The sequence below is a fragment of the Clostridium sp. CM028 genome (genome assembly GCF_030585565.1).
In the GTDB taxonomy this organism is placed as follows: domain Bacteria; phylum Bacillota; class Clostridia; order Clostridiales; family Clostridiaceae; genus Clostridium_AD; species Clostridium_AD estertheticum_B.
In genome coordinates this window covers 1468408-1485093 of the sequence record NZ_CP077766.1, presented here as the reverse complement: position 1 = coordinate 1485093, position 16686 = coordinate 1468408, and the positions used below count along the sequence as shown (strand labels likewise).

Below are 16686 nucleotides of genomic sequence, written 5' to 3'. Positions count from 1 at the left end.
TGCATGCCTATGAAATCGCACTTTGCATCAAACATAGGAAAGCATATTACTAACTTTATATTAAGTTATATGTAATACAAACTGGTTTATTATTTAGGGGCTCATTAATGACTACAGCATCTATATTAAATATTTTCCTTAAGTTATCTTTAGTCATTATTTCTTTAGGACTACCAGTGCAAACTATGTTACCATCTTTAATTCCTACCATATAATCTGCAAATCTTGCGGCATTATTTAGATCATGAATAACCATAACAATGGTTTGTCCTTGCGTCTTATTCAAACTTTCTAGTAATTGTAGAATTTCTAGTTGATGTGCTAAATCTAAATAGGTAGTAGGTTCGTCTAATAATAATATTTCAGTTTCTTGGGCGAGTGCCATAGCTATCCATACTCTTTGCCTTTGGCCACCTGACAATGTCTCTATAGGTCTGTCCTTAAATTCTTGCATGCCAATTATTTTCAGTGACCAATCTATTTTTTCTTTATCTTGACTCGTTAGTTTACCGAATCCACTTTGATGAGGAAATCTTCCGTAGGCTACGAGCTCACCAACAGTTAATCCATTTGGTGCTTGAGGACTTTGTGGCAAAACTGCCATTTCTTTAGATATGAAATTAGAACTTAAATCTTGAATGTCATTATCATTTATGTATATGACTCCACTTTTAGGCTTCAATATTCTTGCAATAGTCTTTAATATAGTTGATTTACCACATCCATTAGAGCCTATAATAGTTGTGATTTTTCCTTTAGGTATGTTCAAATTTAAATTTTTTACTATGTCAAAATCTCCATAAGATATAGATAAATTTTCGGTTTTTATGCTGTTCATATGTAACCTCCTAAGTTATTCCTTCATAATTAAATAGATGAAATAGGGTACTCCAATAATTGAAATGACTATTCCAACGGGCATTTCAATAGGAGCTAAAATATTTTTAGCTATGGTATCAGACAACAATAAAATTATTGAACTAACTAGTGCTGCAGTTGGTATTAATAATTTGTGCTTTGGCCCAACAAGCCGCCTTGCTATGTGTGGCGAAATTAGCCCTAAGAATGATATGGTTCCGGCAACCGCTGTAGCCGTACCAGCTAATGCCACGGTATATATAAGTAGTGATCTTCTTTCTTTTTCTATATTTACGCCGAGTCCAACTGACAGTTCGTCGCCTAAACTTAAAACATCTAGATATCTTGCTTTATAAATTATAAGTCCGGTAAAAATAAATACAAATGGCAGAGTTGCAATAACATAACTCCAATTGGTTCCCCAAATACTTCCTGAGGTCCAAACCATTATTTTGTTGAAATCTTGAGTTGTAAATCTAAATTGAAATAGGATCAATATAGCGTTGAAAGCAGAATTAATACCTATCCCCATCAAAATCAATCTAGTAGGATTTAGACCCTTTTTCCAAGCTAAAGTATAAATAAGGAAAGCTGCAAAACCTGCTCCAAGCAAAGCTACGATAGGCATGGTAAACACCGTTAGCATGCTTATATCAGAATATACTTCTCCATTCATAAAATATATATAAATAACTACAGCCAAGGCTGCACCAGAACTTATTCCTAATATGCCAGGGTCAGCAAGATCATTTTTAGTTATGCCTTGAAGTACGGTTCCTGCTATAGCTAAGGCACTTGCCACAAGTATAGCTATAATTATTCGTGGAAGCCTCATAGTGAAGAGTACCAGTTCATGCTTTTTATTTCCCTGTCCAAATAAAGTTTTAATTACATCTAGAGGACCTATAGCAAAAGTTCCAATATTAAAACTAATTATAAATATTGAAAAGAGTAGAACGAATAATATGATTATAATCAAAATTAGCTTTTTCTTTCTTTTATGGTTTTGCATTATAATGAATTGGCCTCCTTTCTGACAATATATATGAAGAAGGGTACACCTAGTAATGCTGTTAGCGCCCCAATAGGAGTTTCATAAGGCTGATTTATCATCCTAGCTGCTATATCGCTATAAACTAGCAAATCCGCACCGAGTATTAGTGAACATGGGATTATAAATCTATAATCTGGTCCAACTAAACTTCTTACAATTTGTGGCACAATAAGTCCAAGAAAAGAAATATTTCCGGCTACAGCCACTGAACTACCGCTAAGTAATATTACGATGACTATACCAATAAATCTTATGATATTTGTCTTTTGACCAAGTCCTATGGCAATATCTTCCCCTAGGCTTAAAATGGTTATTTTAGGAGAAATGATTATTGCGGCAATGACACCAAAGGCACCAACGGAGGCTAATAATTTTACCCCTTGCCATTTTGCAGTAACAAATCCACCACCAACCCAAAAGCTTAGTTGCTGAGATAAATTAGTATACATTGCAATAGCGGTTGCGAGAGATATTAAAAGAGTTCCCAGAGCGGTTCCTGCTAAAATAAGTTTAATGGGACTAACACCTTTGCTAGATTTTGAACTTAATATATACACGAATACACCACTTAAACTAGCTCCGATAAAAGCAAAAAACATCAGTCCTGAAGTCCCTATATTAGCCCTCATCGCAAAGGCTATAGCTATGGTAAAAGTTGCACCTTGAGTGATACCCATTATAGAGGGGTCAGCTATTGGATTCCTTGTTATTCCTTGCATTATAGCACCAGACACTGCTAAAAAAGCCCCAACCAAAGCAGCTGCAATCATCCTGGGAAGTCTTATATCACGGATGATCTTTGAGTTTATATCAACGCCATCTGAAAATATGCTATTAAATACTGTATATAAGTCTATATGTTTTGCACCCAGGGATACGGACAATACCATACCAAAAAATAATATAATAAGTCCAATTACAATTAATAATGAGCTTATGATTAGTCTATTCATTTTTTTCTTATGTTCTGTAACTATCGATTTTTCCATTAAAACGGTACACCTCACATTAGCCTTAGATTAAAATGTATTAGGATAAAAGGGTGATAACGGTATATGGGAATATATCATTTATCACCTAGAAATATAATATATATTATTTCATAAATTCTTTCTTTATCAAATCAAGTAATAATTCTCTTCCTATTGGAGAATAACCTTGTGCAAAATATGGGCTGCTATCAAGCGTTGTAACATTTCCATTTTTTACAGCTCTCATGCTTTTCCAAACAGTACTACTCTCTAAATCTTTTTTATCAGCATCAGTTGCTATAACCACAATATGATCTGCGTCAATGGATGATAAACCTTCCATAGTTACTACTGGTAAACTTATTCCTTCTTGATTTGGCATGTTAGACGGTTGAGCTAATTTCATATCTGACAATAGTATTGAACCTATACCTGCATCACTGAAAATATAAAATTTGCCTGAACTTGCAAGTATCGTAAGGTAAGTTTGCGGGCCATTTTTTTTCTTTATCTCAGATCCTATACTTATAGCTTTTTTATCGTAAGCCGCTAGCCATTTTTGAGCATCTTTTTCTTGCCCAAATAGCTTGGAAACATCAGTTAATCGGGTCCGCCAATCGTTAGCATAGTCTTTAAGCATTACGACAGGTGCAATAGCTTTTAACTGATCATATATTTTTGTTTGCCTTTCGCTCATTAAAATTAAATCTGGATCTAATTTTAGTATAGCTTCCATATCCATAGTATCCATCATGGAAAAGCCTACAAGCTCAGAGGTACTCATTTTATCTTTTAGATAACTTGGTATTTCCGTAGTTTTATAAGAATCAGCATTTGCAGTACCTACGGGGATATGGTTTAAAATTAATAATTCCTCACTTGATCCAGATATATCTACAATACGTTTAGGGGTAGTAGGGACTGTTACATCACCTTTTATTGTACTAACCACCTTGGTTACACTCTTTTCTTTAACTTCTTCAACGGTTTTTGAACAACCTGTAAAAGCTATAATGGAAATTACTGTTAATGTTATTAATCCTAATAATCTTTTTTTCTTCATAATAAATCTCTCCTTGTTTAAGTTGAATTAGATATGTATACGACCCAATGATTAACCGGAATCATAAATTATTTATATGAGTGATAATTGCAAATGACAATCATTATCAGTGAATCACAATTTTCATTATATCAGAACTACTAAATATGTCAACAATTTCTTTTCAATTTTAATAAAGACAAAATTGGGGGCAAAGTTTAAGGCTAAATAAATCTTTAGCCTAGAAACGGTACAAAAAAATAATTTGACTATATATTGGTATAAAGAAGAACTATTTACGTTTATGAGTAAAGATAATTAAAATAAATAAAAATGGAGAGGCTAGTATGAAAGTTAATACAATATTAAACAAGCAAAATATAAAGAATGCATTTTTTGTGATACTGGGGTGTTTATTATCTGCTATAGGTGTAAATATGTTTTTAGTAAATGCAAAACTATTCAGTGGAGGTCTGTCAGGTATGGCAATTTTAATACAGTATGCTTTGAAGGTTCCAGCAGGATATACTGTACTACTAGCTAATATACCTTTATTATCATTAAGTTATAGGAAATTAAACAAAAGATTTACTATATACAGCATGATAGGGACTGTATCACTATCTCTATTTTTAGTAATGACTAAAAGTTTAAGCAGTATTATTACGGTACATGATGCGCTTCTAATTTCTGTATATGGAGGGGTATTAATGGGCGCAGGAGCAGGGCTTGCATACTCAAACCACGGTTCAGAGGGTGGTATGAACATAATAGTAATGTTAATTAAAAAGAAATGTGATAGTTTTGATGTAGGTCAATTGGGTTTTATTGTAAATTGCGTTATAGTATTTTTAGGAATGCTATTAAATGGAATAACTATTGCATTATACACGTTAATGAGCATGTATATAGCAGCTTTTGTTACAGATAAGATAATCCGTGGTTTATCACGAAAAAAGGTATTACTTATAATTACAGATAAAGAGGAGGAAGTTTGTGAGTATATAACAAACTCTAAGCACCGTGGAGCTACAATACTAAAGGGCAACGCACTTACAGGCAAAGAAAGAAAAGTTATCTATTGCATAGTACATGTATCAAAATTACCAGAGTTTAAATATTCAGTGCAGAAAATAGACGAGGATGCTTTAATTTCAATAATAGATGCTTCAGAAGTAGATGGTAGAGGATTTAATTCGAATATTTTATAAAAGATATTATCTCAAATTAATTAGAGGAAGTGTTAATAATGCTTGGAAAAAGACTATGTTTAGGAGACACTATTGGACTCATTGCTCCTGCCAGCCCAGAAAATATTGAAGCAATACAAAAGGTAATTTCATTTCTAAAAAATAGAGGGTTTAATATAATAGAAGGAAAACACCTATATGATAAGTGGGGATATCTTGCTGGCAAGGATGAAGACAGAGCAACAGATATAATGGAAATGTTCAAAAATCAAGCAGTAGATATGATCCTCTGCATAAGAGGGGGATATGGTTCAAGCAGAGTACTCCCTTATCTAGATTTTGATGTAATAAAAAAAAATCCAAAGATATTTGCGGGTTTTAGTGACATAACAGTTTTTCTAAATTCATTTTATGAGAAATGTGAACTAACTACATTTCATAGCCCAATGGGCAGTTCTAATCTAGAAGATATTGAAACTTTTAAAAGTTTTATGTTCACATTTATGGAAGGGTATAAGCCCTATACTATTAAAAACCCATCTGGATTTACTACTAAGTGTATTACAAAAGGTAAGGCTCAGGGTAATCTTATAGGTGGTAATCTTGGGCTATTATGCAACTTGCTTGGAACTCCCTATGAAATTAATATGAAAGATAAAATCTTCTTTATGGAAGAGGTTGGCGAAGAACCTTATAGAGTTGATAGGATGCTAACACAACTCCTATTAGCTAAAAAACTTCAACAGTGCAAGGGGATTATTCTAGGCCAATTTAAAGGTTGTGATTTACCTAGTTATCAAAGAAGCCTTACTTTAGAAGAGGTTTTTCAAGATAGATTATATAAGTTAGGTATCCCAATGTTTTCAGGGTTTTGCTCAGGTCATGATTATCCAAAACTAACCCTTCCCATTGGGGCAAGGGTGAAAATGGATGCTGAGGCTGGAGTTATTCATGTAATGGAAGGCGTAGTGGAGTAATATAAAAGCTTGCAACTTAAAAAAATTGCAAGCTTTTATTTAAAATATCTTATTTTTTAACTGGTTCGAGACTTGCTTGGAAGTGTCTAAGAACAGCTGGCTCCCATGTAATTCGGTAACCTGTTATTTCGCTTGCTCTTTTTTTAATTGCAATTAGGGCATCTGCCATAATATCGATATGGGATTGAGTATAAACACGACGTGGAATTGCAAAACGTGTAAACTCAAATTCTGATTCTATTTGTTTTCCTGTATCAGGATCATTTCCCATCATATAAGATCCAATATCGCATGTACGAATTCCAGCTTCTATATAAAGTTCAATCGCAAGGGCTTGCCCCGGGAATTCATAGTATGGAATCTGAGGTAACAACGCCTTTGCATCTACAAATACACCATGGCCTCCTACTGGTGATTGGTACGTAACGCCTGCATCATCAAGTCGTGCTGCAAGATACTCCATTTGTCCAATACGATAGTTAAGGTAATTTTCATCAAGTCCTTCATAAAGACCAAGTGCTAAACTCTCAAGATCACGACCTGAAAGACCGCCATAAGTAATAAAACCTTCGAATAAAATTGTACGTGCCTTACAAAGTTGGAACAATTTTTCATCATCTTTAATGCCAATTAATCCACCCATATTGACAATTGTATCTTTCTTAGCACTCATTGTAAACATATCTGCATAACTAAACATTTCTTTTACAATTTCTTTAATTGATTTATCTGCAAACTCTTTTTCTCTTAATTTTACTAAGTAAGCGTTTTCAGCATAACGTGCAGCATCGATACATAATTTAATACCGTATTTTTTACAAACATTTGATGTTTCTCTTACGTTTTGTACAGATACTGGCTGGCCACCTGCTGAATTATTTGTAACTGTCATAACAACAAGACCAATCTTATCAGCACCGTACTCTTTAATTAAGGATTCTAATTTTTCAACATCCATATTTCCTTTAAAAGGTGCTCTTATAGCTGGATCTTTAGCCTCAGCAACAACACAATCAATGGCTCTTGCACCCGTTGCTTCTACGTGTGCTCTTGTTGTATCAAAGAAGGTATTAGAGATAGAGTATTTACCTTTTTCCATTAATAATCCAAACATAACCTTCTCCGCTGCGCGACCTTGATGAACTGGCTGAATATATTTATAACCAAAAATATCCTGACCTGCTCCTACAAGTTTATAGTAACTTGATGAACCGGCATAGGCTTCGTCGCCTCTCATGATACCAGCCCATTGTTCTTGACTCATTGCATTAGTTCCACTATCTGTTAATAAGTCAATATAAACATCTTCACCACGAAGGTTAAACATATTGTATTTTGCTTCAGCAATCTTTTGTTTCCTTTCCTCACGTGTAAGCATCTTAAGAGTCTCTACCATCTTAATTCTAAATGGTTCTGGTATATATTTTATGCTCATAATAAAAACCTCCATTTTATTTATTTAAAATGTAATTATGTTGAATGAATAAATCATTGCCCCCCTGTAATATAATGGTTTTTATATTTTAAACCCCCTATAGAAGGATTTTATCACTGCAATAATATATAGTCAATGGTCTTAATAAAATTATTAACAATAAATAGAAACAATTACTAGCAAATGGGATTTGTTATACTAATTTGCCTGATTTAAGGATTTTTTATAGCTTTAAATGAATTTGTAGTCGATAAGTAATTACTTTATTAATAATAAATTATTAAAAAATAACGTTTACGTTGTAACTTTTATATAATTGTGATAATCTATATAGCATATTATAAATTTAGATTTTAAAATTTCTATAATAAATACACTAGTTATGAAGTTCCATATAAAGTGGTGTAATAAATATATAAGAGTAGGTGGAAAAATGAATGACATTATGTTAAAACAATATAGCATTCTTGTAGAATTTTTAGGAAAGTCCCTAGGTCCAGATTATGAAGTTGCTTTACATGATTTTGGATATGATACAAATTCCGTAGTTGCAATAGCGAATGGATATGTTAGCGGACGAACAGTTGGCGCTCCCATGACTAATCTTGCACTGAGTATTATATCAGATAAGAGTTATAAAAATAACAACTATAAACTCAACTATAATGGAGTTTCTAAAGATCAACGCATATTGAGATCTTCAACCATGTTTATTAAGGACGAGAACGATGAGCTTGTGGGAATGTTGTGCATTAATTTCGACGATAAAAAATATGTAGATATAAGCGACCAAATATTAAAGCTTTGTCACCCAGATAAATTAATTGAGCAAAATAGCACATATGAATCTGTTAATTCTCTTTTGAATGATAATACTGAGACCTTTTCGGGATCTATTGCTGAAGTAACAGAAACTGTTTTAAATAAGGTATTAGACGACAATAACATCCCTATTGATCGATTGTCGAAGAATGAACGGATAAATATCATTGATATATTAAACCGAAAAGGTGTTTTTATGCTTAAGGGAGCTGTAAGTGAAGTGGCAAAACAACTTTATTGTTCAGAGCCTAGTATCTATCGCTATCTCAGCAAAGTCAATAGAAATATGGATTGTACTTGATAAAGAAAACAAATAAAAAACCTTGAAATTTAAAGGTTTTTTGTTATATGATGCACCATAATAAGAAACCTGACTGAAATAAAAAGCAAAAAAGTTAATTATAAATAAAGAACATACCATATAATTATGGTAGTAGGAGAAAGTTGTGAAATGATAAAATATTTACAATCAAAAACAGTTAAGATAACTTTGTCTGCAACAATAGCAATTATTATATCAAATTATATGGGATTAGAATTTGGAGTAACTTCGGGTATAATTGCAATATTAAGTATTCAAGATACGAAGAAAGAATCTATATTAGTTGCAGGTAGGAGAATAATCGCATCCACCGTAGCTATACTTTTATCTTTTATGCTATATATTTTACTTGGTAATAATCCTATTGTATTTGGACTATTTTTACTTATATTTATACCAATAACTAATATTTTGAAAACAAGTGAGGGTATGGTTATTGGCGCAGTATTATCAACACATCTTTTAATAAGTACAGATATTAATATTTTCTGGATTATAAATGAAGCAAAGTTAACTATAATAGGTATTGGGGTTGCAATGGTTTTTAATTTATATACAGAATCATTAGAAGAGGATTTTGAGAAGAACAAAGAGAAGATAGAAGAACAATATAGATTAATATTATCAGATATGGCATTAAGTTTGATTTCACAAGCTGTACCAATTTATGAGCAAGAAGTAATTTCAAGTGTTGAAAAGCTAATTAAAAATACTAAATTGATGGTACAAATAATAAATAATAATCATTTGTTTAAGAGTAATGATTATTATGTAAGTTATATAGATATGAGAAAAATACAATTAGAGGCTATAAAAAGAATGAAAAGACATTTTTCAAGATTTTATATAACCTATGATCAAACTATAATATTGTCAGAATTTACTAATGATGTTGCAACTAATATTCATGAAGATAATGATTGTATCGAACTTATTAATAAGCTCACTTTACTTAGGAAAGATTATGAAATTATGGCATTGCCAAAGAATAGAAATGAATTTGAAAATAGGGCATTATTATTTCTATTTTTAAATGATTTAGAGGACTTTTTAATTATCAAGAAGGAATTTAAAGAATGTTTTGAAAATTAACAATACGTAGTCAAGTCTAAACAAATTCATAACATATTATTTACAATTAACTACTATAATAACTACAACGAATATATATATCAGAGGCTTTGAAAATTTTAGTTTTATTAATCTAGTATTTTATTAGAAAGGTGAGGATTAAAATGAAAGAAGAAGAATTGTTATATAATGTGATTTTTCCCGAAGATAGTGATCCTAATTATATTAATTATGGTTATTTTATTGGGAAGAGTAAAAAAGATGTATTTAAATTGAAAGCTATTATAAATGAAAGTCAATTAAATCCAATATTAATTTGTGATGGCAATAAGGCAAATGCTTTTTTTGCTAAAGTTTTTCAAAGTGAAGTAGATAGGTTTTTGAAAATTGTAAGTGAACTTAAGTTTAAACAAATTAAAATAAATAGTTGTCATATGAACGAAGTAAAAAACATGTTTGAGGAAGATATAATGAATCACCGGAAAAAGGGGTATAAGCCAGCTAGATATCTATTACCACGGAGATTTAATAGAGGAATAAGAAATTGGAAATTACCAGATATAATAGAGCTAAATTCAAGAGATGAAAACAAACCAACATTAAATGGAGTAATTAATCTATAAAGATTCAAAAGGTCTATTTATTTTTAATATATATTTTTCTCGCTATTAAATAAAGGGCTTTAGCAATTTTGCTAGAGCCTTTTTGAACTTTATTTATCATAAATGAAAGTAATAAATTTTATATTACGTAAAAATCATCCATAGAAAGGGGATAACTTCAATTGGCTATCGTATATCAGTATACTGAGTGGTGTTAAAATGACCAAAATAGTTTTGGGCTGGATAATCCATATCATCATAAAATATTAAACCATCTGCAAGCATAGTTTCCTGGCCATTAGCATATTTCCAAATAGACACATTTTCAGATTTATCACTACGGAAGAATATGATGTCTTTGTTATTTATATATATTGGTGAAAAATCGAAATAATTTTGGTTATTTGTAAGCTGTTTTATTTGTTTTGTAGTTGTATCAATACTGAAAATATGGTGTTGCCCGTTTAAAAGCCATTGAGTTAAGCCGCTAGGCACATATTTTTGTTCTTTAGAGGAAGCATATAGGATTGTATTCCCATCATTTGTGTAATAAGGTGTCATGGTTGTTTCTCCCTTTGGGGATAAGGACTGAAATTTGCCAGTTAAGATATCTAAAACAACTAAATCTTTGTTATTACCCATCTCTCTACCACCACCGTAGATTAATGCTAAAGAGTTACTGTTTTTAGGGTTTGGGGATATATTATCACTATAGCCTAGTGAAACTATATTTGGATTAGTATATTCTATTAATTTATTTTGTGAAATATCGTACACTGCCAAATCAACTCCATCTGCTGCAAGAGAGCCTGCATGTGGATGTTTCCATATATACAGATACTTATCATCATTTGATATACCGATTATTATAGGATACATTCCTAAATCGTCAACTGTATCTATTTTACTTGGGATTGATTTTATAACTATTTTTTGTGTTTTTGCTATTGGATCAAAAAATAATATTCCATAATCATTTCTATAATTAGATCCATTTTTTTTATAGTATAGGTACTGCTCTGCATATATTCTTCCTTTACTATCTAAGGTAATATTTTGGTAATTAAACTCATTTTGAAGGTAAGGTTTACTGATTTTATTTACAACATCATAAACATATAAGCCGCCAGTGGTAGGAGAGTATAGTAAAGTATTTTTATCTTGCCATGCAAATGATAACTGTGACGCATTATCGACTACTTTTATATGTTCTAGTTTATCCGTTGTAATATATAAAACACTATCCTTCATGTATGAAACCAGACTTTTATCAGGAGATATGAGTGGGTGAGAAAAGGTACCTCCACTATCTAATGTGATATTATCATTTTTATCATTTAACGAGACTAAAAGTAATTCATTTTTCCGTATTACCACAGCGTTCATACTTTTAATGTCTGGAGTTTTTTTTATTGCAGTATTTTGTAATTTAAATGTTCCTATGCTCTTTTCGCTTTTACTGATTTTTGATGGACAGCCGCTTGTAATGCCAATAGCAGCTAGCAATAACATTGTAATTGTTAGGCTTTCCACCTTTACTTTTATATTTATCATGATTTCATACCACCAATCTATCTTTTTATAGATAGCATTCCCTGATTTCTATGAAACAAACTGGAATAAAAATAGCCTAAATTATATTATACAATTTAGGCCGTTTTGAATAAATATCTCTTTATATGAGTTTAAATCTTCTTCATGTAGTTGGGCAACATCTGCGAACTTGTATTCCTTATTTAATAAGGAATATTTATTTTGTCCAAATTGATGGAAGGGTAATAGATTTACTTCGGCTACATCCACTTCTTTTAATAGATTACAAAAGCCCTGCGCATCTTCCGAAAAATACAATATATAGAAATTCAACAAAAGTACTTGCAAATATACTTTTACGCATTTCATGAGTTTGTGGTATATTATTATTAATTGAAATTGTAATATGATAGCTATTTCATTTAAGTAAACCCGTAGATGTAGTTATTAATTAATATGCTATGATCAGAACAAAAAAATAAGAAATAGTGCGTATGAAAAGAATTGCAGGAAGGAGCACTTTTAATGGAGAAAAGTATGGATGAAGAACTTTCTAGTATATTTATAATTTTTGGTGGAACTGGTGATTTGACAAAAAGAAAACTTATTCCAGCTATTTTTAGTTTGATGTACGAGGAGAAATTACCTGAAAATTTTACAATTGTGTCTATAGGAAGACGGGAAAAAACAAATCAGCAATATAGAGAAGAAATGTATGAATCAGTGAAAAAATTCTCTAGGTTTTCTTTAAATGAAGAACTATGGGATAAATTTAGTAAGAAAATTTTTTATAAGAATTTTGATTTTACTTCAGATAATGAAGCGTACAAGGATTTAGATTCATTTTTGGAAATAATGGAGACTAAATATTTAACTGGAGGTAAAAGATTATATTATTTAGCAGTTGCACCAGAGTTTTTTGAAGGGATAATTAGAAATTTAAAGAATAATGCTATGGTTTGCAAAGACACTGGCTGGCAGAGGATAATGATCGAAAAGCCTTTTGGATCAAGTTTGAAAACGGCTAGGATTTTAAATGATAATATATCAAAGCTTATACCTGAAGAGGATATATTTAGAATAGATCACTATCTGGGAAAAGAAATGATCCAAAACATATTAGCAATAAGATTTGGTAACTCATTATTTGAACCACTATGGAATGCAAATTATATTGATAATATTCAAATTACGTCCTATGAACTTTTAGGCGTAGAGAACAGAGGCGGATATTATGAAAATGCTGGTATTTTAAAAGATATGCTTCAAAATCATTTGTTACAAATATTGACTATGATTGCGATGGAACCTCCAGTAGACTTTCAACCAGAATCTATAAGAGATGAAAAAGTCAAGGTATTACGATCACTCAGACCTTTTACCGCTGAGACTTGCACGGAAAATATTGTTCGGGGTCAATATGGCTCTGGCTTTGTCAATGGTATAAAAGAGGTGGCGTATAGAGACGAAGATAGGGTATCAAAAGTGTCAAACACAGATACTTTTATAGCCCTTAAGACTTATATTGACAATTTCCGGTGGGGAGGAGTACCCATATATATAAGAGCAGGAAAAAGAATGGATACTAAAAGCACAGAGATAGTTATTCAGTTTAAAAAACTTCCTGGAATTAATTATTATAAGGAGTTTAATCAGATTAGTCATAATCTTTTAGTCTTAAAAATTCAGCCAGAAGAGGGCTTTTTCTTTCAGATAAATGCTAAAAAGCCAGGTAGTGAATTTAAAATGGAAAAAGTTGAATTAGATTATTGTCAAAGCTGTAAGTATTTAAATGATTCACCCGAGGCTTATGAGAGGCTATTGCTTGAAGCAATTAGAAATAACTCATCTTTGTTTACTAGATGGGATGAACTTGAATACTCGTGGAAATTTATTGAAAGCATTGAAAAAGGATTTGAAAATAATATACCTAATTATCCTAATTACTCAGCAGGGACCTCAGGCCCAGAGGAAGCAATGCATTTAGTTGAGCGGGATGGCGGACAGTGGTGGAATACAGCACAAAATTAAGGAGGCGTAACATGATTATATATGATATATCTATGACTATAGAAAAAAGTATGGGAGTATACAAGAATATAGAGGGAAAAAGACCAGTGATTAAATTTGAAAGGAAAATCCCAAAGGATAGCATTAATGAATCTAGTATATGTATGAACTTACATACAGGAACTCATATTGATGCACCGTATCATGTAGATGATATGGGTGCTACTATTGATGCTATTGATTTAAATAAATTGATTACAAAGTGTAGAGTTTTGGATTTAACAAAAATAGTAAATGGAATAACAAAAGAAGATCTTATGGATAAAAACATTAGGCCAGGTGAATTCTTATTGCTTAAAACTCGCAACTCATTCACAGATGAATTTGAATTTGATTTTGTTTTTCTTGAAAAAAGTGGAGCAGAGTATCTAGCAGAAAGAGAAATAATTGGAGTAGCAATAGATTCACTTGGAATAGAAAGGTCTCAGCCAGAACATGAAACCCATAAAATTCTTTTTAGCAAGGGAATAACTATAATAGAAGGTGTTAGACTAAAAGAAATAAAAGAAGATGAATACTTCATGTGTGCTATGCCACTTAGAATTAAGGGAGCAGATGGTGCTCCTGCTAGGATAGTTTTAATAAAAGACTTAATATAAGTACTTATAGTTCAAAACTTAAAAATTATATAAAATTACAGTTTTTGTTTTAATAATCCCAACTTATTTATGGTATAATTAAACAAGTAATTTAAAAATTGTAAGTAAACGCTTGCAAATTAATGGGGTGAATATGATGAATGTAAAAGAAAGAATTGAAGAGTTAAGAAATGGTATGAGAGAAAGAGGCATAGAAGCATATATAGTACCTAGTTCAGATCCACATCAAAGTGAATATGTAGCAGAACATTATACTGCTAGAACGTTTATAACAGGATTTACAGGTTCTGCTGGTACTGCAATTATAACACTTACGGATGCTTATCTTTGGACAGATGGAAGATATTTCATTCAAGCAGAAAGTGAATTACAAGGTACAGGTGTAACTTTATTTAAAATGGGAGAGAGTAATGTTCCAACTGTTGAGGAATTTTTGAAGGAATCTCTTAGCGAAGGAGCAAAGATTGCTTTTGATGGCAAGGTTATTTCAGTAGAGTATTTTAGAGGGGTAGAGAAAGCGTTAGAAAGTAAGAAATTTTCATTTGAAGTTAATGAAGATTTAATAGATAAAATATGGAAGGATAGACCAGCAAGACCCTCCAGTGAGGTGATTTTGCACGATATAGTGTATGCAGGAAAGTCAAGAGGAGCAAAACTTGCGCAAGTAGTCCAGGAAATGAAGAATATGGGAGCAAATTACTATGTTATATCAGGACTCGATGATATAGCATGGCTATTAAACATTAGAGGAAGAGATGTAAAATGTAATCCCTTAACAATAGCTTATACAGTTATCTCAGAGGAAAAATGTTATTTATTTATAGATGATATAAAGATTAATTCAAAAGTTAGATCTGAGCTTGAAAAGGCCAATGTAGAAATAATGCCATACGATAGCATAGGGGAATTTCTAAAAAATATTAAAGCCGGAACAATATTATTTGATCCAGCGAAAAACAGTACTTGGATATATAGTGCCATAAAGATTAAAACGGTAGAAGCTATGGATATAACTACAAAATTTAAGGGTATAAAAAATGATGTTGAAATTCAAAATGTTAGAAAGGCAATGGTACGTGATGGCGTTGCTATGGTTAAATTTATAAACTGGATGAAAAAAACTATAAAAACGCGTAATATTACTGAAATAGAGGCATCAGATAAAATTTGCGAAATAAGAAAAGCAGGAGAAAATTTTTATGATTTAAGTTTCGCATCTATTTCAGCTTACGGAGCAAATGCATCTATGCCTCACTATACTGCTACAGAAAAAAATCAGGCTACTATAAAGAAAGAAGGCCTTTATTTATTAGATTCTGGTGCTCAGTACTTAGATGGAACAACAGATATTACAAGGACCCTAGCAGTAGGCCCATTAACGGAAGAAGAGAAAACAGATTTCACTCTAGTTTTAAGAGGAATGATTGATTTAAGTATGCAGAGATTTTTATATGGAACCACTGGTTCAAACTTGGATATTATAGCTAGAATTCCACTTTGGAATGCAGGTATGAATTTTAAACATGGAACAGGGCATGGAGTAGGTTTCTTTTTAAATGTTCATGAGGGGCCACATCGAATATCTATGGCTGCCAGTACTATTAAGCTTGCAAAAGGAATGATAGTGTCCAATGAACCAGGGGTTTATAAGGATGGAAAACATGGTATAAGAATAGAAAACTTAGTTACTGTTAAGGAAGATGAAAAAACTCAATATGGTGGACAATTTATGAAGTTTGAGACTTTAACCTTTTGCCCTATAGATTTAGAAGCTATAGATGCGCTTTTATTAACATATGACGAAAAGGCGTGGCTAAATAATTATCATAGAACCGTATTTGAGAAACTTTCCCCATATTTAAAAGGAGAAGAACTAGAGTATTTAAAGGGTGCAACAATAGCAATATAAATATAAGATTAATAAATTAATAAGGGTTAAAGAGATGCAAATGCATCTCTTTTTTAGTTCCTTATTAGCAATGCTTTCGCATGATTACCTTTAGTTTTAGTATCATAAGAAGAAATTGTTAATATTTTAACACGATTTAACAATAATATTAAATTGAGTTATAATAAAAAAATATTATTAAATAAAATTGTAATAATACTGAAAAAAGAATATATAAAAGCTTATGCTAAT

Annotated in this window: 14 protein-coding genes; 8 read left to right on the top strand and 6 right to left on the bottom strand. The window is 31.5% G+C overall.

Annotated elements, in window-relative coordinates:
• Positions 1–55: 55 nt before the first annotated feature.
• The 4 genes from KTC94_RS06975 to KTC94_RS06960 all read right to left on the bottom strand — a co-directional run bounded on the left by KTC94_RS06975 (position 56) and on the right by KTC94_RS06960 (position 3946).
• Positions 56–838 (bottom strand): ABC transporter ATP-binding protein, encoded by a 783-nt coding sequence (locus KTC94_RS06975; protein ID WP_220286525.1) that lies wholly within the window; start codon positions 836–838, stop codon positions 56–58.
• 15 nt (positions 839–853) lie between these two features.
• Complete coding sequence (locus KTC94_RS06970) at positions 854–1870, bottom strand: iron ABC transporter permease (RefSeq protein WP_216303146.1); 1017 nt, start codon at positions 1868–1870, stop codon at positions 854–856.
• On the bottom strand, positions 1870–2901 hold the full coding sequence (locus tag KTC94_RS06965) for an iron ABC transporter permease (protein WP_258280747.1): 1032 nt from the start codon (positions 2899–2901) through the stop codon (positions 1870–1872). Before KTC94_RS06965 ends, KTC94_RS06970 begins: the two co-directional genes overlap by 1 nt.
• Positions 2902–3007: 106 nt before the next feature.
• Complete coding sequence (locus KTC94_RS06960; RefSeq protein ID WP_220286524.1) at positions 3008–3946, bottom strand: iron-hydroxamate ABC transporter substrate-binding protein; 939 nt, start codon at positions 3944–3946, stop codon at positions 3008–3010.
• A gap of 326 nt (positions 3947–4272) precedes the next feature.
• Between KTC94_RS06960 and KTC94_RS06955 the strand changes: the two genes are divergently transcribed.
• Together KTC94_RS06955 and KTC94_RS06950 are read left to right on the top strand one after the other, a co-directional pair.
• On the top strand, positions 4273–5136 hold the full coding sequence (locus KTC94_RS06955; RefSeq protein WP_220319970.1) for a YitT family protein: 864 nt from the start codon (positions 4273–4275) through the stop codon (positions 5134–5136).
• Between the two features lie 38 nt (positions 5137–5174).
• Entirely contained in the window at positions 5175–6092 is a 918-nt protein-coding gene (locus KTC94_RS06950; RefSeq protein WP_216303143.1) for an LD-carboxypeptidase, read from the top strand.
• Between the two features lie 49 nt (positions 6093–6141).
• Here the strand turns inward: KTC94_RS06950 and KTC94_RS06945 are convergent, their stop codons facing one another.
• The gene (locus KTC94_RS06945; protein WP_216303142.1) at positions 6142–7527 is read right to left on the bottom strand and encodes a tryptophanase; all 1386 of its coding nucleotides are present in this window, start codon (positions 7525–7527) and stop codon (positions 6142–6144) included.
• 433 nt (positions 7528–7960) lie between these two features.
• Between KTC94_RS06945 and KTC94_RS06940 the strand changes: the two genes are divergently transcribed.
• From KTC94_RS06940 to KTC94_RS06930, 3 genes are all read left to right on the top strand, one after another.
• The gene (locus KTC94_RS06940) at positions 7961–8650 is read left to right on the top strand and encodes a transcriptional regulator (protein ID WP_165413091.1); all 690 of its coding nucleotides are present in this window, start codon (positions 7961–7963) and stop codon (positions 8648–8650) included.
• Between the two features lie 150 nt (positions 8651–8800).
• Complete coding sequence (locus KTC94_RS06935) at positions 8801–9763, top strand: aromatic acid exporter family protein (protein WP_220319971.1); 963 nt, start codon at positions 8801–8803, stop codon at positions 9761–9763.
• A 143-nt stretch (positions 9764–9906) separates the two neighbouring features.
• Positions 9907–10365, top strand: coding sequence for a hypothetical protein (locus KTC94_RS06930; protein ID WP_165413093.1), 459 nt, complete (start codon positions 9907–9909; stop codon positions 10363–10365).
• Between the two features lie 165 nt (positions 10366–10530).
• Here KTC94_RS06930 and KTC94_RS06925 read toward each other — a convergent pair whose 3' ends face one another.
• Positions 10531–11898 (bottom strand): hypothetical protein, encoded by a 1368-nt coding sequence (locus KTC94_RS06925; protein ID WP_220319972.1) that lies wholly within the window; start codon positions 11896–11898, stop codon positions 10531–10533.
• Positions 11899–12402: 504 nt separating this feature from the next.
• Between KTC94_RS06925 and zwf the strand changes: the two genes are divergently transcribed.
• From zwf to KTC94_RS06910, 3 genes are all read left to right on the top strand, one after another.
• The gene (zwf, locus tag KTC94_RS06920; RefSeq protein WP_216303138.1) at positions 12403–13908 is read left to right on the top strand and encodes a glucose-6-phosphate dehydrogenase; all 1506 of its coding nucleotides are present in this window, start codon (positions 12403–12405) and stop codon (positions 13906–13908) included.
• Between the two features lie 11 nt (positions 13909–13919).
• The gene (locus KTC94_RS06915) at positions 13920–14546 is read left to right on the top strand and encodes a cyclase family protein (RefSeq protein WP_220319973.1); all 627 of its coding nucleotides are present in this window, start codon (positions 13920–13922) and stop codon (positions 14544–14546) included.
• Positions 14547–14682: 136 nt separating this feature from the next.
• Positions 14683–16455, top strand: coding sequence for an aminopeptidase P family protein (locus KTC94_RS06910; RefSeq protein WP_220319974.1), 1773 nt, complete (start codon positions 14683–14685; stop codon positions 16453–16455).
• Positions 16456–16686 lie beyond the last annotated feature (231 nt).